Below are 23,395 nucleotides of genomic sequence, written 5' to 3'. Positions count from 1 at the left end.
CATAGAATGCCACCCAAAATCAAATTTTGGGTGGCATTCGCTATTATCTTTCCCTACTCCACCGTAACACTCTTAGCCAGATTCCTTGGCTTATCAACATCACAGCCGCGAGTAGCAGCAGCATAATAAGCCAAGAGCTGCAAGGGAATGACGGACAAAATTGGGGTCAGGAATTTATCAGTAGCTGGAATATAGATGGTATGGTCAACATATTTTTCGATTTGATTATCGCCCTTGAGTCCAATGCCGATAACAACGGCGTCACGAGCCTTGACTTCTTTGATGTTGCTGAGCATTTTTTCGTAAACATCTTTCTGCGTGGCTAACGCGATAACAGGCACGCCTTCAATAATTAGCGCCAAAGTGCCATGTTTTAGTTCGCCGGCAGCGTAGGCTTCAGCATGGATATAGGATATTTCTTTGAGTTTGAGTGCCCCTTCGAGAGCTACGGCATAGTCTAAAGATCGGCCAAGGAAGAATACATCTTCATTGAAACCATATTGTTGGGCAAAGGTTTTGATGGGTTCAACATCTTCCAGCAGTTCATGGATGTGGTTGGGCAGTTCGCGTAGTTCCTGGCAAAGTTCACGGACTCTTGCTTGCGGCAGCTTGCCATTAAGTGAGCCCATATAGATAGCCAGCATAGCCATTACAATCAGCTGAGTAGTATAGGCTTTGGTTGAGGCTACCGCGATTTCCGGGCCAGCCCAGGTATAGATAACTTGGTCGGCTTCGCGGGCGATAGAGGAGCCGACAACGTTAGTAACAGCTAGTACACGCGATCCCAGCTTTTTAGCTTCTTTCAATGCAGCTAGGGTATCCAGGGTTTCTCCTGACTGGCTGATAACAATGGTGAGCGTCTGGTCGTCAATAAGCGGTGATCGATAACGGAATTCGGAAGCCACATCGACTTCTACCGGAATGCGGGCTAAGTTTTCAATTAGATATTTACCGACAATACCAGCATGATAAGCGGTGCCGCAAGCGACAATCGCAATTTTTTTGAGAGCAGTAACATCCTCTTTGATCCATTTTAGTTCTTCAAATGCTACGCTACTGTTGTCTTTGGCAACTCGTCCGGTCATAGTTTCGCGGACAGCCTTAGGCTGCTCATAAATTTCTTTTATCATGAAATGCTCATAGCCGCCTTTTTCAGCTGCTTCGGCATCCCAGTTTACTTCAAACACTTTTTTAGTTACCGGTACTCCCTGACGGTTCATGACCCAAACGGAATCTTTGGTGATTATGGCCATTTCGCCATCACTCAAGATATAGGTTCTCCGAGTGCGGCTGATGATAGCAGGGATATCGGAAGCGATAAAGTTTTCCCCTTCGCCAAGGCCAATAACCAGCGGATTATCCTGTTTGGTGCAAATAAGCTTATCCGGCTCATCCTGGCACATAAAAACCAACGCATACGAGCCTTCAATAGTTGCAAGTACTTTTTTTACAGTGGCTTCAAAATCACCTTCATAGTACTCTTCCAACAGGTGAGCTACCACCTCAGTATCGGTTTCTGAAGTGAATTTATGGCCTTTGGCAATGAGTTTCTCTTTGATATGCATATAGTTTTCGATAATGCCATTATGCACAACAACAAACTTGCCTGTGCAATCAGTATGCGGGTGAGAGTTAGCGTCAGAAGGACGGCCATGTGTCGCCCACCGGGTATGACCAATGCCCAGATTGCCTGTAAGCGGCTTCATTTCAACCTTTTTGGCGAGAATATTCAAACGGCCAACACTTTTATCAACATTTATTTTACTACCATCAAAAACGGCAATACCAGCCGAGTCATATCCCCGGTATTCAAGTTTACTCATTCCTTCTAATAAAAACGGTGCCGCCTGATCGGGACCGATATAGCCTACGATTCCACACATATATATAATCCTCCCTAATTACGGCTACTAATAAACGCTCATCTGCATCGTTGTCAGTCCGGGCGTTCTCTGCGACGTACTTCCCAGTACGACTCCGTTCACGTCCTCCTTCCGCCTAGCATCTGAACATTTCTAAGCAGCCTAAGCCTATAATACGTTTTGTCATTATTAAAATTTTTGTTTTCTGCATGCTGCCGTTTTGTTCCGCAAGTCACCTTGCAGTTTTGTCGGTCAGCTAACGACGACAGTCGCCGAGAGGCATCCGCTGACTGCTCGATAAACCTCTCCCTCGTCTGCTTGGTTTCTCTCCAAGCACCAGCGCTTTTTCCAACTAGCTTTTGTCACAAATACAGTAATTATTCTGCTTCCACTGTCATTTTCACCTCCAATAATAATAATAACTATACATATGCAAAGGAGCACTATTTAGTGCTCCTTTGCTGTATCTATCTTATTGTAATATAGTTTACTATATTGGTCAATCATGTTTAGGATTGTTCTTGCTTAATTACAGCGGCAATGGCAGCAACAATGCGTTCCAAGTCAGGCAACGCCGGGCCTTCGGCCATTACGCGAATGAGGGGTTCAGTGCCTGAAGGCCGCACCAGTATCCGGCCATTATCACCTAGTTCCTGCTCGCCTGCCTGAATAGCGGCCGCAATCTTAGTGTTATTCTCCCAGCCTTGCTTGCTCTTAACGCGAATGTTTTCCAAGAGCTGGGGGAATCGGGTCATTACATGAGCTAATTGTGACATTTTTTTGCCGCTTTGTTTTAAAGCTGCAGCCAGCTTTAGGGATGTGATCAGACCATCGCCGGTTGTACTGTACTGACTAAATATGATATGGCCTGATTGTTCGCCGCCAAGCACCAAGTTATGTTTGAGCATAGCTTCCAGCACATAGCGGTCACCTACTGGAGTAACAAGCACTTTGCCACCAGCATTTTTCATGGCCTGGTGCAGGCCCAGATTGCTCATGACAGTAGCTACTAGTGTTTTATCAGGCAGGGTGCTTTGCCTAAGCATTTCTAGTGCACAGATAAGCATGATTTGGTCACCGTCAACAGTTTCTCCGGCTTCGTCAACAGCCAGGCAGCGGTCCGCATCGCCGTCATGGGCCAGTCCGATATCGGCCTTATTCTGAACTACTGCGGCCTGTAGTTGTTCAAGATGGGTTGATCCGCAGCCGGCATTGATATTACTGCCATCAGGTTTATCATTGATAACAATAACCTCTGCGCCTAATTTTCTAAAGGCAGCAGGAGCTGCCTCATAGGAGGCTCCATTGGCGCAGTCTATAACAATTTTAAGTCCGCTTAACGAACCCTCCACTGCTTTTAAGGCGTAATCGACGTATTCTTGATATAGATTGTGCTTATAGGTAATAAAGCCGACACCGTCAGCAGTAGGCCTAGGCATAGTATCCGGCTCAGCTTTGATCAATTTTTCCAGTTCATCCTCAACAGCATCAGGCAGCTTATAGCCTGTGCCTGCAAAAAATTTGATGCCATTATCGGGATAGGGGTTATGTGATGCTGAAATTACAACACCAGCCTGCGCACCATGCTGTTTGGTCAAATACGCCACTGCCGGGGTCGGTATAACGCCCAAGAGCACAGCTTCACCGCCTGCCGAACAGATACCAGCTGCGAGCGCAGCCTCCAACATATGCCCGGAAATACGGGTATCCCGCCCAATATAAAATACCGGACATTGATGTTCTTTGCCAAAATAGCAGGTTGCCGCCCGGCCCATTTTAAAAGCCAATTCTGGGGTAAGTTCAGCGTTAGCTAAGCCGCGCACGCCGTCAGTTCCAAACAATCTTGCCATGTATATAGATACTCCCTTCAATCTGCAGTGCGAATAATTACACCGTATATTCTTTAATAAAACTGATAGCTGCATTCATCCCGTCAAGGGCAGCACTCATAATGCCGCCGGCATAACCGGCCCCTTCACCAATAGGATAAAGCCCGGCCGTGTTGACAGAAGTAAAATCCTGCCCGCGAATAATCCGGACAGGCGCTGAAGTTCTGGTCTCAACACCGGTAAGCACAGCCGATGGATGATCAAAGCCTCTGATCTTGCGGCCAAATTCCGGCAAGGCTTTCGCCAACGTTGCTGTTACGAACTCTGGCAAGCATTCTCTAAGGTCTCCAGGCGTTACACCCGGACGATAGCTGGGCTTAACAAGATACTTACTACTACCGCTTTTACCAGCTAAAAAATCACCGACCGTCTGCACAGGCGCCTGATAGTTATGACCACCTACAGCAAATGCCAGTCGTTCATAGCGGCGCTGGAATTCAATGCCATCAAGTACATTTGGCCCGAAATCAGCGGGATTGACGGTTACAGCCAGCGCACTATTAGCAATCTTTGAATCGCGATTGAACAGACTCATACCGTTAGTTACTACCCCGCCGGCCTCGGAAGCAGCCGCAACCACCAAGCCGCCTGGGCACATGCAGAACGAGTATGCGGTCCGGCCGGCTGCCCGGTCTTGATACACCAGAGCATAATCAGCCGCTCCCAGCTTGGGGTGACCGGCAGCACTGCCATATTGTGCACGATCAATTAACTCCTGCGGATGCTCAATGCGAACACCGATAGCAAAAGCTTTGGCTTCCATCGCAACGTTCGCCTGGTAGAGCAGTTGATAGGTATCGCGGGCGCTATGGCCGATGGCCAGAAATAGCGCTTCACACGGCAGAAAGCGGTTATCGTTAATGGTTATACCGGTCAGACGGCCATCCTTGTTTTCTATGGCTGTTAGCCTTGCTTCAAACTCAACTTGACCACCCATTTCTATAATCCGGGTGCGAATATTCTTGACAACTTGCCTTAGTTTATCTGTACCGATATGGGGTTTATGGAGATATTTTATCTCCGGCGGAGCACCAGCAGCTATCATCAAATCGATCACCAGCGCCATCCGTGGGTCATTCACCCTGGTGGTAAGCTTGCCATCAGAGAAAGTACCAGCACCACCTTCACCAAATTGAACATTGCTCTTTGCATCAAGCTTGCCTGTATGCCAAAAATCAGCAATATCCCTGGCTCGCTGGTCAACACTGCGACCGCGTTCAATTAATAGCGGTTTATAACCATGTTTTGCCAGCATAAACGCTGTAAATAAGCCTGCCGGTCCTGCACCTACCACAATTGGACGGTTTGTCAGCTGCTTCTCTCCGGGGGTAATATCCTCGGAAACCATTGGTGTTACCTGAATAACATCCCTATCACCTGATAGGCGGGCCAAAACCTGGCCTGCGGGAACAGTTGTTTCCACCTCCAGGGTATATACAAAAGTAATCGTATTCTTCCGGCGGGCATCAACGGCCTTCCGGACAATGGCCACTTGACATATGGTATCTGCCGCCAGTTTAAGACGTCTGGCAGCTAATTGTTCCAGTGGTGTATCATCAGTTAGCGGTACACGAAAATTGCTGATTTTAAGCAATAGTTCTATCTCCTCTTTAGCGTGGTCCAACTTTTATCTTCACAATGACTGTCCCTGTCGTACCAGTCATGCCTTCTGGTAATTGAAGCTTAACTTCTTTGTCGGTATCTTTATTGATATCGGTTAAATTGATTGCTTCGGTATAAATAGCATCCAGCTTGTCAATACCTTTATTTGGCGCTGTTTCTGTTATTTCTACTTTATTCGGCTCTGTAACAACACTCTTAATGACTAAGCCTGGTGGTAATTCACCCTGAGTAACCGGCTTGATATCCAGTATTTTTTTCTTGATTGCAGCTGTCAGGCTAACGGTTATTTTGATTTTTTCCGGATGAACAGTAAGACCTTCTACTTCTTTATTGGCACGATTAACCGGAGTAAGCACTACATCTGCCGTAATATCGTTACTTTTGGATGATAGATCCACTATTGCTACTACTTTTTCCACTGTGCTTACGACATTTTTTGGCCCCTCAACAGTAACCCGTTCATAGGCAGGCACTGCCTTGCCTATCACCGTACCCGGAGCAGGAGTACCAGTTAAGCGCACCTCAATAGCTAGCTGACGACTGATAATGGGATCAAGCCGCAACTGCACTTTATCCGGAGTGATTTCGACCAGTTCCAGGCTAGGAGGAATCACAACGTTAACGGCGATACTGTGACTGCCTTCACTTAGACCCTTGGCATCAACAAACGCCTTCAGGTCTTTGGTACGTACTCCTGCCACCACGTTGCGTGGACCACGAATTTTTACCTTGACTGTCTCAGGTGCGTCCAAGAGCACATAATCAGCCGCCACATTGCGCACCTCCAGAGGAATAATGAAGGAAGATTCAAATGGCGGGTTTTGCTCATTCATTACATACATCCATAAAATAATAGCCATGATGATAGCCAATATCTTGGGTACTATATTTTTAGTTTCTCCGGTTTTTTTAAAATAATTGTCAATCATTATGACGGCCTCCAGCTAAACAGATCACTAAGAGAAGAACTTCTCACCACAAATAGCGGTGCAAGCTGCTCTTTTAGACTCTCAGCATCCATATATCTGTGCAACCGTCCACCACGGGCCAGTGAAATAATCCCTGTCTCCTCGCTGACAACAACGACGACCGCGTCTGTCTGTTCACTGATACCAATAGCCGCCCGGTGTCTGGTGCCCAATTCTTTGGTCAGACTCCTGTCATCCGATAGCGGTAATAGGCAACCTGCGGCTTGCACCCGATTGCCGCGGACAATAACTGCACCGTCATGCAATGGTGTATTCGGAATAAAAATATTAATTAAAAATTCACTTGATACTAAACCATCCACTTTGATACCAGTTTCAATATAATCATTTAATCCGGTCTCCCGTTCAACCACAATTAATGCGCCAATTTTATTTTTTGACAACGCAGTAACTGTCCTGGCAAGTTCTTGAAAGAGATTTTCCCGTTCTTCCGCATTCAACTGGGTTCTATTTTGGAAAAAACGCCCCCGTCCCAGGTGCTCCAATGCCCGCCTGAGTTCTGGCTGAAAAACAACAGGCAAGGCTACTAATACTACCGTCATTGTCTTTTGGAGCAACCAGTTAATCACATTGAGTTCCAGCCAACGGCTGACCATGGTAGCCAGCAGCAGAACAACAAGGCCCTTTAAGAGCGCCACCGCCCGGGTATCTCTTATCATGACATATAATTTATATAAAAAGTAGGCGACAATTACAATATCAAGAATATCAAGAAACCCAATTGTAGAAATTATGCCCTTTATTTGTAATATCATGCTGTACACCTCAAACACGGAGTAAAAAATCAGGTTAACCTATAGTTTTATTCTACCCACTATTAGGAAAACCTTTTAAGAAAATGGTATTTATTAAAAATTTATAATGGCAATTTGTATATCTGTAGGAAACTCTTTATTCGATACTATACAAATTAGGCTTGCGCCGGTGGCACAAGCCTAATTTTATTCTAGTATATGCAAAAATCAGTTTATAATTTCGTCACTTCTTCAACCCAGCCAAATTTATCGGCTACACGCCCCTGTTGAAGGCTGGTTATATAGTCGAATAATTTCTGTGAGGTTTCGCCGATTGCTCCATTGTTGATAATGATTTTCTTTCCTTTCCAGCAAAGCTCACCAACCGGCGAAATGACGGCGGCCGTACCAGAGCCAAATACTTCCTGCAAGCGGCCATTTGCATGTGCTTCGTACACTTCCTCAATGGAAATACGGCGCTCAGTAGCTTTCATGCCCCAGTCTTTAGCAACTGCGAGCACCGAGCGACGGGTCATACCATTTAGGATGCTGCCATTCAGTTCTGGCGTAATGATCTCATCATCAATTTTAAAGAAGATGTTCATTGTGCCAACTTCTTCAATGTATTTTTGTTCAATTGCATCAAGCCACAGTACCTGAGTGTAACCATCTTTTTTAGCTACTTCACCGGCCTTAAGACTAGCAGCATAGTTTGCCGCAGTCTTGGCTTCGCCCAGACCGCCTTTTACAGCACGTACATAATGATCTTCAACCTTAATCTTGACAGGTTTAAAACCAGAGGCATAGTAAGCACCAACCGGGGAAAGAATGATAAATAAGGTGTACTGAGAAGCTACTTTTACGCCAACATAGGGATCAATCGAAATGACAAATGGACGAATATATAATGAAGTTCCCAATGATTTGGGTACCCAGTGCTTATCCAAGTCAATAAGCTTTTTCAAAGCGGTATGTACTACGTCAACATCCATCTGCGGAATACTTAGGATATCCGCCGAATTATTAAAACGGTTCAAATGGTCTACCGGCCGGTACATTACAACACGGTTATCTTCGGTACGAAATGCCTTCATTCCCTCAAAAATAGCTTGACCATAGTGTAACACCATGGCCGCCGGGGAAATGTTGAAATCTCCGTAAGGAATAATACGGGCATCATGCCAGCCTTTATCACTGGCATAGTCCATTACAAACATATGATCAGTAAAAATCTTACCAAACCCTAGTTTGTCATCTGTTGGAAGTGTGCCGCGTTTATCAGCCAGTGTAACAGCAATATCTGTCATGTCAACAGGCCTCCTTGGGTGTATATTTATAGTTATTATAGAGTGGTTTTTGTATACATGTCAAGGCGTTTTTGTTGTTTGTCCATGACGGACTTAGCAATAAGCAAGGTTTGTCCAACCTGAGTGGGCGATGTTCCTCCCAGAGAGTTACGGGCCGCTACGCAGGTCTCTATGGAAATGGCATCTGTAATGTCGGCTGCAAACAAAGGCGAGAATTCTTTAAACTGTTCCAGCGTTAAGTCTGTCAATGTTTTTTGCTCATTTAGACAATAGGCTACGCATTTACCGACAACTTCATGCGCTTGCCGAAAGGGTAATCCTTTTTTCACCAGATAATCTGCCATGTCGGTCGCATTGGAAAAATCGGTTTTTAGTGCCTGCCGCATGGCACCCGCGTTGACCTTCATACCGCGCAGCATCGCAGCATAGACTGTCAGACTGAATTTAACGGTATCAATGGTATCAAACAGTCCCTCTTTATCCTCTTGCAAATCTTTATTATATGCTAGCGGCAAGCCTTTAGTCACTGTCAGCATAGCCATTAGGTGACCAAACACCCGGCCAGTTTTCCCTCGCACTAGTTCAGCAACATCTGGGTTTTTCTTTTGCGGCATAATACTAGAGCCGGTGCAATGAGCGTCATCAAGTTCAATAAAGGAAAATTCAGTTGATGACCATAGGATAATTTCTTCACTCAGACGACTCAGATGCATCATCAGAATTGACGCAAATGACAAGAATTCCAAAATATAATCACGATCACTGACAGCGTCCAGACTATTTTCATAGACACGGCCAAAATTGAGTTCGCGCGCTACTTGCTCCCGGTCAATGGGAAAGGTCGTGCCAGCCAAGGCCCCTGCCCCCAGTGGCATGATATCGGCAGATTCCCATACCCCGCCCAAACGCCGGAAATCCCGTTCAAGCATAAAGAAGTAGGCCAGCATGTGATGGGAGAATAAAATAGGCTGTGCCCGCTGGAGATGGGTGTAACCAGGCATGATCACCTCAGGATACTTGTGGGCTGTATCTAAAATAGCCTGTTCTAAGTCAAATAATAGCCTGGCAACCTCAGCGACCTGGCCGCGCACATACATATGAGTATCAAGTGCCACTTGGTCGTTGCGGCTGCGAGCTGTATGCAGCCGTCCGCCAGCCGCTCCGATACATTCGGTCAGACGTTTTTCAATATTCATATGAATATCTTCTAATGATACCTCAAAGCTGAAATTACCAGCTTCAATATCAGCAAGTATACCTTTTAGACCATCAATAATAAGTTTAGCATCTTCCTGGCTTATTATACCGCAGGCAGCTAACATGGTGGCATGGGCAATACTGCCGGCAATGTCCTGGCTGTACATCCGACTATCAAAAGAAATGGAGGAGGTAAACTCCTCCACCATTACATCCGTACTTTTGGCGAAACGTCCGCCCCATAGCTTACTCATTGTTTTTCTTAGCCTCAGCTTTCATCATGGCCCGGACTTTGAGTGGCAGGCCAAAGAGATTAATAAAGCCCTCCGCATCACCATGGTTGTACAATTCTTCACTGTCGCCAAAGGTTACGATTTTTTCGTTATAGAGGGAATACGGCGATGTAGCACCAGCACTTATGATATTGCCTTTATATAATTTCAGCCGAACAGTACCACTGACTGTCTGTTGGGTAGAATCCACAAAAGCATCCAGGGCTTCTCTGAGTGGGGCAAACCACATGCCATCATAAACCAGTTCTGCATATCTGATAGCTACTTGCTCTTTGTAATGCAAAGTAGCCCGGTCAAGTGTCAGATATTCCAGTTCGCGATGGGCATAATATAAAATCGCGCCGCCGGGATTTTCATATACGCCGCGGGATTTCATCCCCACAAGGCGGTTTTCTACTATATCAGCAATGCCGACACCATTAGCAGCACCAATATCATTAAGCTTAGTTAAAAGGGCTACGGCATCCAGCTTAACTCCGTCAACGGAAACCGGATTGCCTTTTTCAAAACCAACTTCGATGTAAAGCGGTTTATCAGGCGCTTTTTCCGGTGGAGTCGTAATCATATATACGTCATCTGTGGGCGCATTGGCCGGGTTCTCAAGATCAGCACCTTCATGGCTTAAATGCCAGATGTTGCGGTCCATGCTGTAGGGACGTGCTTTGGAAACAGGTACAGGAATACCATGTTTTTCAGCATAATCAATAGCATCCTCGCGAGAGCGAATGTTCCATATCCGCCAGGGAGCTATAATTTTGAGATGAGGAGCCAGTGCTTTGACGGTAAGCTCGAAACGAACCTGGTCGTTGCCTTTACCGGTTGCGCCATGACAAATAGCATCTGCGCCTTCTTTAATAGCAATGTCCACAAGTGCTTTGGCAATAATCGGACGGGCAAAGGAAGTACCTAGCAGATATTTCCCTTCATATACAGCACCGGCTTTTAATGTCGGCCATACATAGTCTTCGACAAAGCCAGCCGTTAAGTCTTCAATATATACCTTGCTGGCACCTGATTTGAGAGCCTTGTCATGAACAGGCTCCAGTTCATCCCCCTGACCAACATCAGCGCACATGGCAATGACTTCGCAACCATAGTTTTCTTTGAGCCAAGGAATAATAACCGAAGTGTCCAGGCCACCGGAATAGGCCAGTACAACTTTTTTAATGTCACTCATTAATGTAGTTCCTCCTTGAGTATTAAGTTAGTGATACGCTATAAACTTATATCTTATTCGCTTATTTGCTATTTTGTTCCTGCAATAAAGGTAGCAAAGATTGAGATTGGCATGCTAATGCTTACAAGAGACCGTGATAGGGAAAAAATCGTACTCCCGTCCCCAAAAGTCATGAATTGCCGGAACTTGTTAGAAATGTCCAACTGCGAGGCGCGACGAGGAGGCGCAGCGAGGCGTACAGTCGTACGTAAGCAAGCCCCCGCAGGAGCAACGAAGCAGATGGGCGTTTATCACAAGTTCTACTGTATCAGTCTGCCATCAATAGAGCCATGATGGCCTTCTGAACATGCAGCCTATTTTCGGCTTCGTCAAATACCACGGAATTAGGGCCTTCAATCACATCGTCAGTAATTTCCTCACCGCGATGAGCTGGCAGACAGTGCATGACAATCGCGTCTTTTTTGGCAACCTGCATGATGGAGTTATTAATTTGGAAACCAGCAAATGCCTGTTTTCGAATAGCCTGTTCTCCTTCTTTACCCATACTAGCCCAGACGTCGGTATAGAGGATATCGGCATCTTTTGCAGCAGCAAATGGATCGTCCAAAATAGTTATCTTACTGCCTGTCAGTTTGGCGGCAACGGCGGCTTGTTCGACAATGGTGGCATCTGGGGCATAGTTAATTGGTGTAGCCACACTGATATCCATACCTACTTTGGCACAGACATGTAACAGTGAGTTGACCATATTATTTCCGTCGCCAATATAACACAGTTTGCGTCCTTTTAGATCGCCCTTGTACTCGATAGCAGTAAAGATATCGGCCATTGCCTGGCAGGGATGCAGTAGATCTGTCAGGGCGTTAATAACAGGAATATTCGCGTACTCGGCCAGTTCCTCTACTTCCAAATGGGAAAATGTCCTAATCATAATGCCATCCAAATAACGGGCTAATACGCGAGCAGTATCTTTCACCGGTTCGCCCCGGCCGATTTGCAAATCGTTGGACGATAGGAACAAGGCCATACCGCCTAGTTGCCACATGCCAACTTCAAAGGAAACTCTGGTACGGGTGGATGACTTTTGAAAAATCATGCCCAGCGTTTTGCCTTTTAACAGCGGATGCGGTTCACCTGCTTTTTGTTTTGCTTTTAATATTTTGGTAAAATCAAGAATTTGATAGATTTCCTCAACTGATAAATCATGTATTGATAAAAAGTCTTTTCCTTTAAGACTCATTCCTAACACTCCCCCAGTTTAAAGTTATACAGCCGCTAACGTTTTATCTAAAACGGCAATCATTTCGTTAACATGGTCTTTGGTTATGATAAGCGGCGGTACAAACCGGAGTATATCGCCAGCGGTGCAGTTTATAATAGCGCCTTGACTTAGGCAGCTATTAACAATATCCCGCCCCGGAAGGGTAAGCTTGGCGCCAACTATCAGTCCTTTGCCCCTCACCTCGGTAATCAGTGCCGGATATTTGCTCTTAAGAGCATTGAGTTTATCCACAAGATAATCGCCTATTGTCTGAGCATTTTCTAGCAGCTTTTCTTCTTCTATGACAGTAAGCACCGCATTGGCTGCTGCGCAGGCGAGCGGGTTGCCGCCGAAAGTACTGCCATGATCGCCAGCAGAAAAGGCTGCTGCTATCTTATTAGAGGTAATAAAAGCACCGATCGGTACACCGCCTGCTAAACCCTTGGCTAACGTCACAATATCAGGTTTGACGCCAAAAAGTTCATAGGCAAACATTTTACCTGTCCGTCCCATACCTGTCTGAATCTCATCCAGGATTAAAAGTGCCCCATATTGGTCGCACAACTGCCGGACCTTTATCAGATAATCCTTATCAGGAATATTTACGCCGCCTTCCCCTTGGATGGGTTCAAGCATTACGGCACAGGTCTTAGCCGACATGACTGCCTTGAGCGCTGCAATATCATTAAATGGAACATGCTTAAAACCGCCCGGCAACGGCTCATAGCCCTTCTGGTATTTGGGCTGGCCGGTCGCTGTCAGGGTAGCCAGCGTCCTCCCATGGAAGGAATGTTCGGCGGTAATGATTTCAACTTTGTCGGCAGCAATGGTTTTGCCGTATTTCCGGGCCAGCTTGATAGCTCCCTCATTGGCCTCAGCACCACTATTGCCGACAAAGACTCTGTCAAGACCACTTACTGCTGCAAGCTTCTTGGCAAGTGTGGCTTGCACTTCGGTGTAATACAGGTTGGAACAATGAATCATTTTGCCGGCTTGCTCAGACACTGCTTTTACAAGTGCCGGATGAGCATGGCCGAGAACATTGACAGCGATACCGCCAAGAAAATCTATATATTTTTTTCCTTCATTATCATAAACATAAGGTCCGTCACCATGGCTAAGAACAAGGTTATATCGGGAAAATACCTGCAAATAATTTTCTTGATCCATGTCCGCTATTGTCTGTTTATCCATTGATGTACCTCCTGTATTTGACTACTTCGGTACCAATACCCTCAGTGGTGAAAATCTCTAAGAGCAACGAGTGGGGGTTACGGCCATCAATAATATGCGTTTTGGCTACTCCGGCAGCCAATGCTTTTACACAAGCCTCAACTTTGGGAATCATGCCGCCGTCGATACTGCCTGTTTTGATCATTTCCTGAGCTTCTGCCAGCGATAAGGTAGAAACAAAGGTGCTCTTATCCTTGTAGTCCCGGTAAATGCCTTCCACATCAGTAATAAGCGCCAGTTTCTCGGCCCCCAATGCCGCAGCCAATTCCCCAGCCACGTAATCGGCGTTAATATTGTAGGTAGCACCGTCTTTGCCAACACCAATAGGCGATATAACGGGGATATAGCCTTGGTCCAAAAGGCTCTCAACAATACTGGTGTTTAGTTTGAGCACATCGCCGACAAAACCGATATCCACTTCTTTGACTTGACCATTCTCGCGGACTTTAGCCAAATGTTTGGCGGCAATAATCAGGTCGGCATCTTTGCCGCTTAAGCCGACAGCTTTGGCTCCAAGGAAGTTTAGTAACTTTACGATTTCGCTATTAATTTTACCAACAAGCACCATTTCAGCGATAGCTACCGTTTCGGCGTCAGTTACTCTGAGTCCGCTAACAAAGCTTGACTCTTTGCCCAGTTTTTTGAGCATACCGGTAATCTCCGGACCGCCGCCGTGAACAACAACCGGGCGAATCCCCGCATATTTAAGGAAAATAATATCCTGGATCACATTTTTTTTGAGTTCGTCATTAACCATAGCATTGCCGCCATATTTGATGACAACTGTGTTGCCTGAAAATCGTTGCAGGTATGGTAAGGCTTCAATAAGCACAGACGCTTTTTCTACCGAGTTTATCATAGAATCATTCCTTTCCCCATTTGAATCTAACTATCAGGTTGTATATTCCCCATTGATTTTGACATATTCATAGGAAAAATCGCAGGTCCAAACCGTAGCCGCTGCTTCACCCTGACCTAAGTTTACCGTTATCGCAATATCTTTGGCAGCCATAATCTCTTTGAGCTTAGCAGTTTCAAAACCTGCAACTCCATGGCCGTCTACAACAATGGTTAAATCGCCAATTGCCAGTGAAGTCTTGTCAAGCTGCGTTTTAGCGCCAGAATAACCAACAGCACATAAAATGCGGCCCCAATTGGGGTCCTGACCAAAGAATGCCGTCTTTACAAGCGGTGATTTGGCAATGGCCATCGCCGCGCACTTAGCATCAGCAAAGTGTGCCGCGCCAGTAACGTTAATCTCCAAAAATTTGGTTGCCCCTTCACCATCACGAACAACAAGCTGCGCTAATTCAGTGCACACTGTTTTTAATGCGATATAAAACTCCTGATAATCCTGGCTGCCGGCAGCAGCAATAAGTTTGTTGCCTGCCTGGCCATTAGCCAGGACAGCTACTGTATCATTAGTACTGGTATCACCATCAACAGAAATCATATTATAGGAGAGTTCAACGGCTTGACTAAGCGCTTGATTGAGTAAATCAGGCGCAATGGCAACATCGGTGGTTATAAAGGAAAGCATTGTCGCCATATTAGGATGAATCATGCCTGCACCTTTGGCAATTCCGGCAATTTTACAAGGTTTGCCGCCAAGCGTAAACTCATAGGCACAGGATTTAGGGAAAGTGTCTGTTGTCATAATAGCAGACAGCATAGCTTCATACCCATCTTCGGATAACGCCGCTGCCGCTTGGCTAATGCCTGCTGTTATTTTATCCATTGGCAATGGAACGCCGATTACACCGGTAGAGGCCACTAACACTTCACAATCATCCAAATTAAGCAGCTCGGCTGTCTTATGAGCCATTGTCCGGGCATCGGTAAGCCCCTGATCACCAGTACAGGCATTGGCACAACCAGAATTAACAACAATGGCGCGTACTTTGCCTTGGCTTACAGCCTCCCGTGAAACAAGCACAGGCGCAGCAGCCATTTTGTTGGTAGTAAACTTAGCGGCTGCTGCTGTGGGAACAGTGCTATAAATAATGCCAATATCTTCTATCCCATTCTTTTTTATACCGGCATGCACGCCAGCGGCCTTAAATCCCTGCGGTGCTGTAATGCCACCGGTGATTTTGATTAGCATTGCCATTCCTCCTATGGATACACTGGGGCATTGTTAAGCCCTGTCTTCTCGTCTATATTAAACATAACGTTCATATTCTGTATTGCCTGACCAGCAGCGCCCTTGACCAGATTGTCAATGGCTGAAATGGCAATTACCCGCTTGGTTCGTTTATCAATATGCCAACCCAGATCGCAGAAATTGCTGCTGCGCGTATTTTTGGTCACTGGATAGCCACCCCGGCCTAACAATCGGACAAAATATTCGTTGCCATACTGAGAGGTATAGGCCTCATCAACCATTTCCGGAGTTACCCCTGCTTTGAGATTAGCATAGCAGGTACTGAGTATTCCTCTGGGCATAGGAATAAGATGGGGCGTAAAGTTAATTGTCAGCTCTTCTCCAGCCAAGCCGCCGAGTACTTCCTCGATCTCCGGCGTATGGCGGTGGCCCCCCACATTATATGCCTTGACACTCTCAGATACTTCGCTAAAATGCGAACCTAGGTTTAGACCACGCCCGGCACCAGATACGCCAGACTTGGCATCAACGATAATAGTTGTCAAATCAACCAGCTTGTTTTTGACCAATGGTGCCAGAGCTAAAATACTGGCCGTTGTATAGCAGCCAGGATTACCGACAATGCTGGCCTCGCGCACTTGGTTGCGGTTTAGCTCAGTCAGGCCATAAACGGTCTTAGCCTCGCGGTGCGTATGCGGCACTTTGTACCACTCTTCATACACAGCATGGTTTTTAAACCGATAATCAGCGCCCAGGTCAATAATTTTAAGGGTAGGATTGATGGCCGTTGCCTTACGTCCTACCTCCATAGCATGACCATGAGGCAAACCGATAAAAATAACGTCACTTTCAGCGGCGAGTTTCTCCAAGTCGACCAAACTTGTTAGTGTCTGCGGATAAAATCGTGTAAGATGAGGGTATATATCTGCAATGGCTGTTCCCGGCTGACTTTCTGAAGTAATGTATTTTACTTCGGCAACCTGATGGGATGCCAGTAAACGCAGTAATTCGGCACCGGCATAACCGGTGGCTCCGACAATACTTATTTTCATAGTCCTCGCTCCTTTTGTAATATTATACATTAGTCATGAATAATAATGCAAGCATTTTTGTTTCATGTATACATTAAAATTTTGTAAACGTCTGCAAGATTCTTTACCGCAAAATAATATGTAGTTATGCCGATTGATAGTATAAGTGCAAAAGAAAATAGAGGCCGTTGTTGTTTGCATCAGCCTCTGTCCGACAACCGAATTTCTCCCTTAATTGGTATACTGTGCCCACACTGCGGGCATTTTTTCCCCGGATCAGTTAGACGACTGTAACCACTGAGGCGGTCAATTACCTTGTAGCTACATTGTGGGCAAAAGGTATTCGTGCCATTGCCACCGACATTGCCAAGATATACATAATTAAGATACTCACGCGCCGCCGACGCCACTGCCTCCAAGGTCCTTACCGAAGTCGGCGGCACCTCCATTTTATGGTTAGGAAAGTAGCGGGAAAGATGCAACGGTATATCTGCGCTGATGCCTGACAACCATTTAGCCAAGCTGGCAATTTCCTCTACAGAATCATTAAGCTCTGGTATGATTAAGGTGGTAATCTCGACATGGCACTGCCGAGCCGCCTGTTCTACAGTGCGTTTGACATGAGTAAGCTCTCCGGCACACACCTTTTGGTAAAACTCATTAGTAAAGGCTTTAACATCAATATTCATAGCCGCAATGTAGGGCAACAGTTCCTGTAAGGGTTGTTCATTAATAAACCCATTGGAAATCAATATATTGCTAAGTCCAGCTGCTTGTACTAACCGCGCTGTATCTAAGATATATTCATACCACACGCTGGGCTCAGAATAGGTATAGGCAATGCCGATATTACCCTGGCTGACAAGCTGACTGGCCAGGGCTGCTGCTGCCTGCGGCTCAAGCAAGGTAAATTGCGGCTGCGCCTGGGCAATGTGCCAGTTTTGGCAAAATTGACAAGCAAAGTTGCAACCCCAAGTACCAAGTGACAGGATGGTGCTGCCAGGATGGAAATGATAGAGCGGCTTCTTTTCGATAGGGTCAAGTGCTTGGGCAGTAGCTTGCGCATAATTAATATTGTACAGTTTGCCGCCCGTGTTCCGGCGTACCCGGCAAAACCCTGTCTGCCCCTCGGTAATAATGCAGTGTTTAGGACATAATTTGCAGGCGACGGCTTTTCCCTGCTGCTCATAATGGAGTGCCTCACGCACTTTTATTCACCTACTGTAAGCTATTTGTAGCGGGTTACGGTAAAACGGTATAAATCAATCTCTTTTCCCGCCTGAATACCTGCTTTTTGCATCGCAATACTTACCTGTTCAGTGACAGTATCCACACCTTCGAGGTCAGGCAAGAGCAAGCCAGAACGGCGTCCGTTACGGACAATTACCCCGTAGGTTTTAGGTTCAAGGTCATCAATGCTATCAATTTGCTCAGGTGTTTCCAATACATCGACCGAAATTTCCAATTCTGCCAGTTCGCTTAGCTTAATTGGACTAAAGCGCGGATCCCCAGTCCCAGCGCTAACGGCATTCTGAATAATTTCTTCAGCAATACTCGGCTGAGTAGGCTCAAAGGTACCAATACAGCCACGCAATTGGCCTTCTTTTTTAAAAGATACGAAGACCCCCGCCCTCCCCTGTAAGTTCTCGGGGAGTTCAACTGGCTTATCCATAAACCGGCCATGTTCCAGGTAATAGGTAAGACTTTCCCGGGCAAGTTTTACCGGCTGACTTTGTTTATCCATCGTAGTGCCTCCTACTTCTTACCCTTTATTTTATAAGCAATAACCGCATACCCAACACCAAAGGGGCCTTCATATGAAGTGGTCGCTACTTCGGCATCCAGTCCCCCCATAACGCCCATAAGAAAAAACACTGGCCTGAGACCGCATTGCCCGGCTTCTTCAATCAAATTTTTATCCATATTGAGTAAAGACTTAACATCAATATTGGTAAGCGCAGTAACTAGCTGCCGGTCAAACTCGGCGCCTTTCGGGCTATAACCGGCAGGAGCATCTGGTGTCAGACGGTGTGACAAGTCACCTGAGGCAATTACCGCTACCCGCTTACCCACATGGCTGATAGCCGCCTGCACGGCTTTGCCAAAGGTATACATTTCCTCATAAGGCAACATACCGACAGATAGATGCACAATTTGCCCTTTGAACCCTGCTTTAACTAGGTAGTAGAGCGGGACAAAGGCTCCATGATCAAGTTGTAGTGGTATTCGATAATTTTTGGCAACATCATCGGTCAGTTCGGTTAAATTAATACCGAGTCGCTGACAGCTGCGAATTATATTTTTTATTAATAGATTATCGGTCTCAAAACCTAGAGTTACATCCGGAGCACCAAACTGGGCCATACTCCCTCTAAGGCGGGGGTGAATACTAATGGCAACAGCATCTTCAAATACCGGACCATGTGGTGTAATAATAACAACAGTTTGGGGATTTTCGTCTTTGAGCATTTCTGACACTTGTCTTGCGGCTTCAACTGTACTCTTAATATGTTCGAGCTCCTGGTTTCCTACTTCCGGAATCATGATCGGAGGATGTGGCATGAGCGCACAGCCAACTAAATTATCCATAAAATCGCTCCCTCCAGCTAGTGGTGCGTGGTGCTTTTTATCGTTCCACATTGTGGCTAAAATGATACGCCAACGCTTTCGTAATGGCCTCAGCCAGTTTTTGTTGATAAGCTTCACTGTTAAGCTGCGTAGCCTCAGCAGGGTTGCTAATAAAACCAGCCTCAATAAGCACACCTGATATAGTTACAGATTTCAATAAAATAATGTCAGAATCCTGCTTGACTTGGCGTCTATTACCAGGAGGAAATTTTTTTAGTGCTTGCTGCATAATTTCGGCTAACTGCTTATTTTCCTCCTTGCTGGGATTATAAAACACCTGAGCCCCTGACCAATTAGCCCCTTTAATCGCATTGCAATGAATACTAATATAAAGGTCGGCTCCTGATTTTTCAATAATTTCCGCCCGTTTTAACAGATCATTGCGTTTCCCGCCTTTGCCTTTGGTATAATAATCGACATCTTCCTCACGTGTAAGCACAGTTGTAGCTCCATTGGCAGCCAGGACCGCAGCTACTTTGACTGCAATCGCCAAATTTATATTTTTCTCATCCAGTCCATTCCATTTTGCCCCATCATCAATCCCACCATGTCCGGCGTCAATCGCGATGGTTTTGCCACTAAGCACTGCCAAATCGGCATTTTCAACATCTGCCAGCACAAGATAACGTAACGTCAGAAGGTTTAATACCACCACCGCTATACTAAATACGACTGCACTTACTACTCTCTGCCGTCTTACCGCCAGTACCCGCATACTATCCCACCTCTTTTCCCGTTGCCATTGCTACTTACACTGTATTCTCTATTCGGCAATTAAATGCTAAAATAGAGAATGAAGAAGTTTGCAATAGTAGAGGTGATCTACGTGAAAACCAGGCGTATAAAAATAAGTCGCTTTCTGGCCTTATTAGTTATTGTATTTCTTGGTGCGTTTTTATGGGCAGGCGGGGAGTCCGTATTGCGCTCATCTATATCGAGAATCAACCCACTACCGGCGCAATCACCTGCTGCAGCTATTACATTGTCTAGTGTTTCCAGCACCTGGGAGCGAGTGCATCGGGTAATTTTTCTGAAAAGCGCCATTGACGCTAAGCTGGATAAAAAAAGTTATGTCCGGCTGTCAGATACTCCCTTAGCCTTGCAGCAGGCGATCATCGCCGTCGAAGACAGTCGCTTTTATCATCATGTAGGATTTGATATTGAGGGTATTTTACGGGCCACCTTAGTTAATGTACAAACAGGCTCTTATATTGAAGGTGGCAGTACCATTACCCAGCAATTAGTCAAAAACCTATTTCTCTCCCAGGAACGAACGCTTGGCCGAAAAGTTGAGGAGTTTGTCCTCGCCATAGATATTGAGCTTCGCTATTCGAAAGAAGACATTCTGGAAATGTATTTGAATACCATCTATTTTGGCTCAGGGGCTTATGGGATCGGGGAAGCTGCCACCATTTATTTTGGCAAACCGCCTTTTCACCTTAATTTGGCCGAATGTGCCATGATAGCGGGTTTGCCTAATGCCCCCTCACTTACCTCTCCCTATGTCGATTTTGCAGCTGCTAAACAGCGACAAGCCGTAGTACTTGCCGCTATGTCCCGCAACAGCTATATTGGCCCGGCACAAGCTCAAGAAGCCAAGCTTACACCCATCTTGTTGGCAAAGTGAACTTGTTTCAGCATAGCTGAACAAACGCCGCCTGCAGAGGCGGGAGTCTTAACTCACCGCAAAAATAAATTAGTAAGACCCGGCTAATGGCCAGGCCTTACTTTTATACCCCGAGTTGTTTGTCCTTTTCAGTTTTGAAGGATGGTCCGTAAACCAAAGTACCTAACGCTGTTAGGGTAATATTGATTGAGCAGAATTCATCATGATCCTGCAGGCGGCAACCATCACAGATTTTACTCACAGCATCATAAGCTGCCAATGCCTTGAAATGGTCAACCCGCCCGTTAACAACCGGCAAGGAGCGGATTAAATCTAAAATATCCTCAGGAATCTCATCATTAAATTTCGTACCTGTCTCCGACATATACATTAATGTATCTTTAGCTAGCCCAATATGACAGCTAGTTTTGGCACATTTCTTACAGTTACCGCAAGCTTTATTGGTGCTGACAAACGCCATAAACGCACCTTCTTTGGAAAAACTCATGCTTCAACCTCCTCCTGTACTACAGTAATAAAGCGCTCTACGCCCGCTTTGGCAATAACATGATATAGGCGAGGATGTTCTGGCAATTCGCCTGTTGCGGTAAATTCAGCGGCCAAGGTGCTATATAACCCAAGCAACCGCACAATTACCGGCACCACCTTTTCCCGCGGAACTTTCACAGGCAATACTACCCCATGAATCGGTGTTATGCCGCTTTCTTTGCCACCTAACGCAATAGTAAATTTGCCCCGTGGTTCACCAATTAGGCCAATACACTGGCACAATGCCGCTGAACAATTACGCGGGCAGCCGGATAACCCGATTTTAAAATCCCACGGCAGTTTAGCACCATACACCGCTTCATTAATTTCTTTGGCCAAGCCCAATGTTTCCTGGCGGGCATGTACGCACAAACCCTTACCCGGACAGGCTACAATATTGCGGACACTGCCATGAACGCTGGCCACTCTTAACCCTCCAGCTGTCAATTTTTCTAATGCTCCTGTCACCTTTTCCTTGGGCACTAACAAAATTGGCAGCTGACGTCTGGTAAATTTAACGGCAGCACCACCGTCAGCCATGATATCCGCTAGTATAGCAAACTGCCCAGCTGTCAAAACACCGCCCGGTGTATCGACTAAAATCGCCCAGACTCCATTAGCCTGCTCAACAACTCCCCATAAGGCGTCTTTCCCACCGTCAACTACTACCTGTTCTCCATCCCAGTTCCAGCTATTTGTTTTAGTTAGTACAGTCATTCATAGCATCTCCTTAATAACAAATGTTATCTATGAATTAATATTATACTTTAAATGGAAAATTCCTGCTCCTCCTGAAAAAATTATTATTAATATTATTTATAGAATTAGAATGCAAAAAACCGCCAATAAATCTGGCGGTTTTCATTGCTATTATTAAGGTTTGGAGAACTGAAACGCTTTATATGAAACTAAAAACTTAGTATTTAGCATAATGAACTTTTGTAAAGTTAAGGTTCGACTCGTCATAAGCCTTTAAAGTATCATCTTTATGGCCTACGGTTATAATGTTTAAAACACCATAGTTTGCAGGTATGTCCAGGATTTTTCTTACAACATCTTCGGAGTTTTCGCCGATTTGGCTTTTTCTCTTGCTACTTTGTATCCAACAAGAGCCAAGACCTAAGGCTTCTGCTTGCAGTTGAATTAGTATTGATGCGATGGAAGCATCTTCAATCCAGGTATCGCTTTTTTCTGTATCGCCAATAACAACAATAGCCAGTGGTGCTGTCTTTAGCGCAACCGCTCCGGGATGCTTACAGGTTTCTAATTTTAGCAGCGTTTCCTTATCTTCAATAACGACAAACTCTAAAGGCATTATATTTTTTCCGGAAGGCGCAAGCAAAGCTGCTTTTAGCATTTTATCCAGATCGGCTTTTTCAACCTGCAAATCTTTATATTTTCGAGTACTTCTTCTGGCTTTTAGTAATTCTAGCATATCAATCACCCTTTCAAAATATAATTATTTTATATAAAAACCCTGCCAGATAACCGGCAGGGTTTTTGTATAATATTAACGTTTGGAGAACTGAGATGCTTTACGCGCTTTTTTGAGGCCGTATTTACGACGCTCTTTTTCGCGTGGGTCACGAGTTAAGAGACCCGCTTTTTTCAGTGGTAGACGGAATTCGCCATCAACCTTTAACAGTGCACGAGCGATGCCGTGACGAACTGCGCCAGCTTGACCGGATACACCGCCTCCCTCAACCTTGGCCAAAACATCATATTTACCAACAGTATCGGTGATGTTAAGCGGCTGAGTAACAATAAGCTCAAGGGTTTTCAAACCAAAATATTCGTCTAGGGGACGTGTATTTACGATGATTTTGCCTTCTCCCGGAACCAGACGAACTCTGGCAACCGAGGTTTTTCTGCGACCTGTGCCGTAGTAAGTAACCAATGCCATATATATGTT

At 45.6% G+C, this 23,395-nt stretch carries 22 protein-coding genes; 1 reads left to right on the top strand and 21 read right to left on the bottom strand.

Translation table 11 applies throughout. The annotated features are described in order from the left end of the window. Window positions 1-53: 53 nt before the first annotated feature. From glmS to SALPA_RS14895, 17 genes are all read right to left on the bottom strand, one after another. Window positions 54-1,883, bottom strand: coding sequence for a glutamine--fructose-6-phosphate transaminase (isomerizing) (gene glmS, locus SALPA_RS14975; protein WP_145095552.1), 1,830 nt, complete (start codon window positions 1,881-1,883; stop codon window positions 54-56). Window positions 1,884-2,371: 488 nt separating this feature from the next. After that, a complete protein-coding gene (glmM, locus tag SALPA_RS14970) occupies window positions 2,372-3,712 on the bottom strand; it encodes a phosphoglucosamine mutase (RefSeq protein WP_145095550.1) in 1,341 nt (446 codons plus the stop codon). Window positions 3,713-3,749: 37 nt separating this feature from the next. Then, window positions 3,750-5,345, bottom strand: a complete 1,596-nt coding sequence (locus SALPA_RS14965; protein ID WP_145095547.1) for an NAD(P)/FAD-dependent oxidoreductase — start codon at window positions 5,343-5,345, stop codon at window positions 3,750-3,752. 16 nt (window positions 5,346-5,361) lie between these two features. Further along, window positions 5,362-6,303 carry a YbbR-like domain-containing protein gene (locus SALPA_RS14960; RefSeq protein ID WP_145095544.1) on the bottom strand — a complete coding sequence of 314 codons (942 nt, stop codon included), beginning with the start codon at window positions 6,301-6,303 and terminating at the stop codon, window positions 5,362-5,364. Beyond that, window positions 6,303-7,118, bottom strand: a complete 816-nt coding sequence (gene cdaA / locus SALPA_RS14955; RefSeq protein WP_145095542.1) for a diadenylate cyclase CdaA — start codon at window positions 7,116-7,118, stop codon at window positions 6,303-6,305. Before cdaA ends, SALPA_RS14960 begins: the two co-directional genes overlap by 1 nt. Before the next feature lie 212 nt (window positions 7,119-7,330). Then, window positions 7,331-8,404 (bottom strand): branched-chain amino acid aminotransferase, encoded by a 1,074-nt coding sequence (locus SALPA_RS14950; RefSeq protein WP_145095540.1) that lies wholly within the window; start codon window positions 8,402-8,404, stop codon window positions 7,331-7,333. Between the two features lie 35 nt (window positions 8,405-8,439). Further along, a complete protein-coding gene (argH, locus tag SALPA_RS14945; protein ID WP_145095538.1) occupies window positions 8,440-9,855 on the bottom strand; it encodes an argininosuccinate lyase in 1,416 nt (471 codons plus the stop codon). Continuing rightward, window positions 9,848-11,071, bottom strand: coding sequence for an argininosuccinate synthase (locus tag SALPA_RS14940; RefSeq protein ID WP_145095536.1), 1,224 nt, complete (start codon window positions 11,069-11,071; stop codon window positions 9,848-9,850). Before SALPA_RS14940 ends, argH begins: the two co-directional genes overlap by 8 nt. A 307-nt stretch (window positions 11,072-11,378) precedes the next feature. After that, a complete protein-coding gene (gene argF / locus SALPA_RS14935) occupies window positions 11,379-12,311 on the bottom strand; it encodes an ornithine carbamoyltransferase (RefSeq protein WP_145095535.1) in 933 nt (310 codons plus the stop codon). A gap of 24 nt (window positions 12,312-12,335) precedes the next feature. Further along, a complete protein-coding gene (locus SALPA_RS14930; RefSeq protein WP_145095533.1) occupies window positions 12,336-13,526 on the bottom strand; it encodes an acetylornithine transaminase in 1,191 nt (396 codons plus the stop codon). Next, window positions 13,519-14,424 carry an acetylglutamate kinase gene (gene argB / locus SALPA_RS14925; RefSeq protein ID WP_145095531.1) on the bottom strand — a complete coding sequence of 302 codons (906 nt, stop codon included), beginning with the start codon at window positions 14,422-14,424 and terminating at the stop codon, window positions 13,519-13,521. Before argB ends, SALPA_RS14930 begins: the two co-directional genes overlap by 8 nt. A 33-nt stretch (window positions 14,425-14,457) precedes the next feature. Then, window positions 14,458-15,669, bottom strand: a complete 1,212-nt coding sequence (gene argJ / locus SALPA_RS14920) for a bifunctional glutamate N-acetyltransferase/amino-acid acetyltransferase ArgJ (RefSeq protein WP_145095529.1) — start codon at window positions 15,667-15,669, stop codon at window positions 14,458-14,460. 11 nt (window positions 15,670-15,680) lie between these two features. Beyond that, window positions 15,681-16,721 (bottom strand): N-acetyl-gamma-glutamyl-phosphate reductase, encoded by a 1,041-nt coding sequence (argC, locus tag SALPA_RS14915; protein ID WP_145095526.1) that lies wholly within the window; start codon window positions 16,719-16,721, stop codon window positions 15,681-15,683. 179 nt (window positions 16,722-16,900) lie between these two features. After that, complete coding sequence (gene amrS, locus SALPA_RS14910; RefSeq protein ID WP_145095523.1) at window positions 16,901-17,908, bottom strand: AmmeMemoRadiSam system radical SAM enzyme; 1,008 nt, start codon at window positions 17,906-17,908, stop codon at window positions 16,901-16,903. Window positions 17,909-17,928: 20 nt separating this feature from the next. Beyond that, a complete protein-coding gene (gene amrA / locus SALPA_RS14905) occupies window positions 17,929-18,444 on the bottom strand; it encodes an AmmeMemoRadiSam system protein A (RefSeq protein WP_145095520.1) in 516 nt (171 codons plus the stop codon). 11 nt (window positions 18,445-18,455) lie between these two features. Then, complete coding sequence (gene amrB, locus SALPA_RS14900; RefSeq protein ID WP_145095517.1) at window positions 18,456-19,289, bottom strand: AmmeMemoRadiSam system protein B; 834 nt, start codon at window positions 19,287-19,289, stop codon at window positions 18,456-18,458. A 37-nt stretch (window positions 19,290-19,326) separates the two neighbouring features. Then, window positions 19,327-20,043: an N-acetylmuramoyl-L-alanine amidase gene (locus tag SALPA_RS14895; RefSeq protein ID WP_145095514.1), complete on the bottom strand. Its 717-nt coding sequence runs from the start codon at window positions 20,041-20,043 to the stop codon at window positions 19,327-19,329. A 78-nt stretch (window positions 20,044-20,121) separates the two neighbouring features. Between SALPA_RS14895 and SALPA_RS14890 the strand changes: the two genes are divergently transcribed. Next, window positions 20,122-20,955, top strand: a complete 834-nt coding sequence (locus tag SALPA_RS14890; protein WP_370516708.1) for a transglycosylase domain-containing protein — start codon at window positions 20,122-20,124, stop codon at window positions 20,953-20,955. A 103-nt stretch (window positions 20,956-21,058) separates the two neighbouring features. Here SALPA_RS14890 and SALPA_RS14885 read toward each other — a convergent pair whose 3' ends face one another. From SALPA_RS14885 to rpsI, 4 genes are all read right to left on the bottom strand, one after another. Next, a complete protein-coding gene (locus tag SALPA_RS14885; RefSeq protein WP_145095511.1) occupies window positions 21,059-21,442 on the bottom strand; it encodes a nitrite reductase in 384 nt (127 codons plus the stop codon). Further along, window positions 21,439-22,200: a nitrite reductase gene (locus SALPA_RS14880; protein WP_145095509.1), complete on the bottom strand. Its 762-nt coding sequence runs from the start codon at window positions 22,198-22,200 to the stop codon at window positions 21,439-21,441. Before SALPA_RS14880 ends, SALPA_RS14885 begins: the two co-directional genes overlap by 4 nt. Before the next feature lie 199 nt (window positions 22,201-22,399). Beyond that, window positions 22,400-22,918, bottom strand: a complete 519-nt coding sequence (locus tag SALPA_RS14875) for a nitroreductase family protein (protein WP_145095506.1) — start codon at window positions 22,916-22,918, stop codon at window positions 22,400-22,402. A gap of 75 nt (window positions 22,919-22,993) precedes the next feature. After that, window positions 22,994-23,386 (bottom strand): 30S ribosomal protein S9, encoded by a 393-nt coding sequence (rpsI, locus tag SALPA_RS14870; RefSeq protein WP_021168728.1) that lies wholly within the window; start codon window positions 23,384-23,386, stop codon window positions 22,994-22,996. Window positions 23,387-23,395: the final 9 nt, after the last annotated feature.

It is taken from the genome of Sporomusa sp. KB1, assembly GCF_007830295.1.
GTDB lineage: Bacteria > Bacillota > Negativicutes > Sporomusales > Sporomusaceae > Sporomusa.
Note: the sequence above shows the minus strand (reverse complement) of the source record. Positions and strands in the feature narration are given on the sequence as shown.

Coding starts and splice junctions, on each gene's coding strand:
- glmS (WP_145095552.1), bottom strand. CDS start 1,883: ATGTGTGGAATCGTAGGCTATATCGGTCCCGATCAGGCGGCACCGTTT.
- glmM (WP_145095550.1), bottom strand. CDS start 3,712: ATGGCAAGATTGTTTGGAACTGACGGCGTGCGCGGCTTAGCTAACGCT.
- SALPA_RS14960 (WP_145095544.1), bottom strand. CDS start 6,303: ATGATTGACAATTATTTTAAAAAAACCGGAGAAACTAAAAATATAGTA.
- cdaA (WP_145095542.1), bottom strand. CDS start 7,118: ATGATATTACAAATAAAGGGCATAATTTCTACAATTGGGTTTCTTGAT.
- SALPA_RS14950 (WP_145095540.1), bottom strand. CDS start 8,404: ATGACAGATATTGCTGTTACACTGGCTGATAAACGCGGCACACTTCCA.
- argH (WP_145095538.1), bottom strand. CDS start 9,855: ATGAGTAAGCTATGGGGCGGACGTTTCGCCAAAAGTACGGATGTAATG.
- SALPA_RS14940 (WP_145095536.1), bottom strand. CDS start 11,071: ATGAGTGACATTAAAAAAGTTGTACTGGCCTATTCCGGTGGCCTGGAC.
- argF (WP_145095535.1), bottom strand. CDS start 12,311: ATGAGTCTTAAAGGAAAAGACTTTTTATCAATACATGATTTATCAGTT.
- SALPA_RS14930 (WP_145095533.1), bottom strand. CDS start 13,526: ATGGATAAACAGACAATAGCGGACATGGATCAAGAAAATTATTTGCAG.
- argB (WP_145095531.1), bottom strand. CDS start 14,424: ATGATAAACTCGGTAGAAAAAGCGTCTGTGCTTATTGAAGCCTTACCA.
- argJ (WP_145095529.1), bottom strand. CDS start 15,669: ATGCTAATCAAAATCACCGGTGGCATTACAGCACCGCAGGGATTTAAG.
- argC (WP_145095526.1), bottom strand. CDS start 16,721: ATGAAAATAAGTATTGTCGGAGCCACCGGTTATGCCGGTGCCGAATTA.
- amrA (WP_145095520.1), bottom strand. CDS start 18,444: ATGGATAAACAAAGTCAGCCGGTAAAACTTGCCCGGGAAAGTCTTACC.
- amrB (WP_145095517.1), bottom strand. CDS start 19,289: ATGGATAATTTAGTTGGCTGTGCGCTCATGCCACATCCTCCGATCATG.
- SALPA_RS14895 (WP_145095514.1), bottom strand. CDS start 20,043: ATGCGGGTACTGGCGGTAAGACGGCAGAGAGTAGTAAGTGCAGTCGTA.
- SALPA_RS14890 (WP_370516708.1), top strand. CDS start 20,122: ATGAAGAAGTTTGCAATAGTAGAGGTGATCTACGTGAAAACCAGGCGT.
- SALPA_RS14885 (WP_145095511.1), bottom strand. CDS start 21,442: ATGAGTTTTTCCAAAGAAGGTGCGTTTATGGCGTTTGTCAGCACCAAT.
- SALPA_RS14880 (WP_145095509.1), bottom strand. CDS start 22,200: ATGACTGTACTAACTAAAACAAATAGCTGGAACTGGGATGGAGAACAG.
- SALPA_RS14875 (WP_145095506.1), bottom strand. CDS start 22,918: ATGCTAGAATTACTAAAAGCCAGAAGAAGTACTCGAAAATATAAAGAT.
- rpsI (WP_021168728.1), bottom strand. CDS start 23,386: ATGGCATTGGTTACTTACTACGGCACAGGTCGCAGAAAAACCTCGGTT.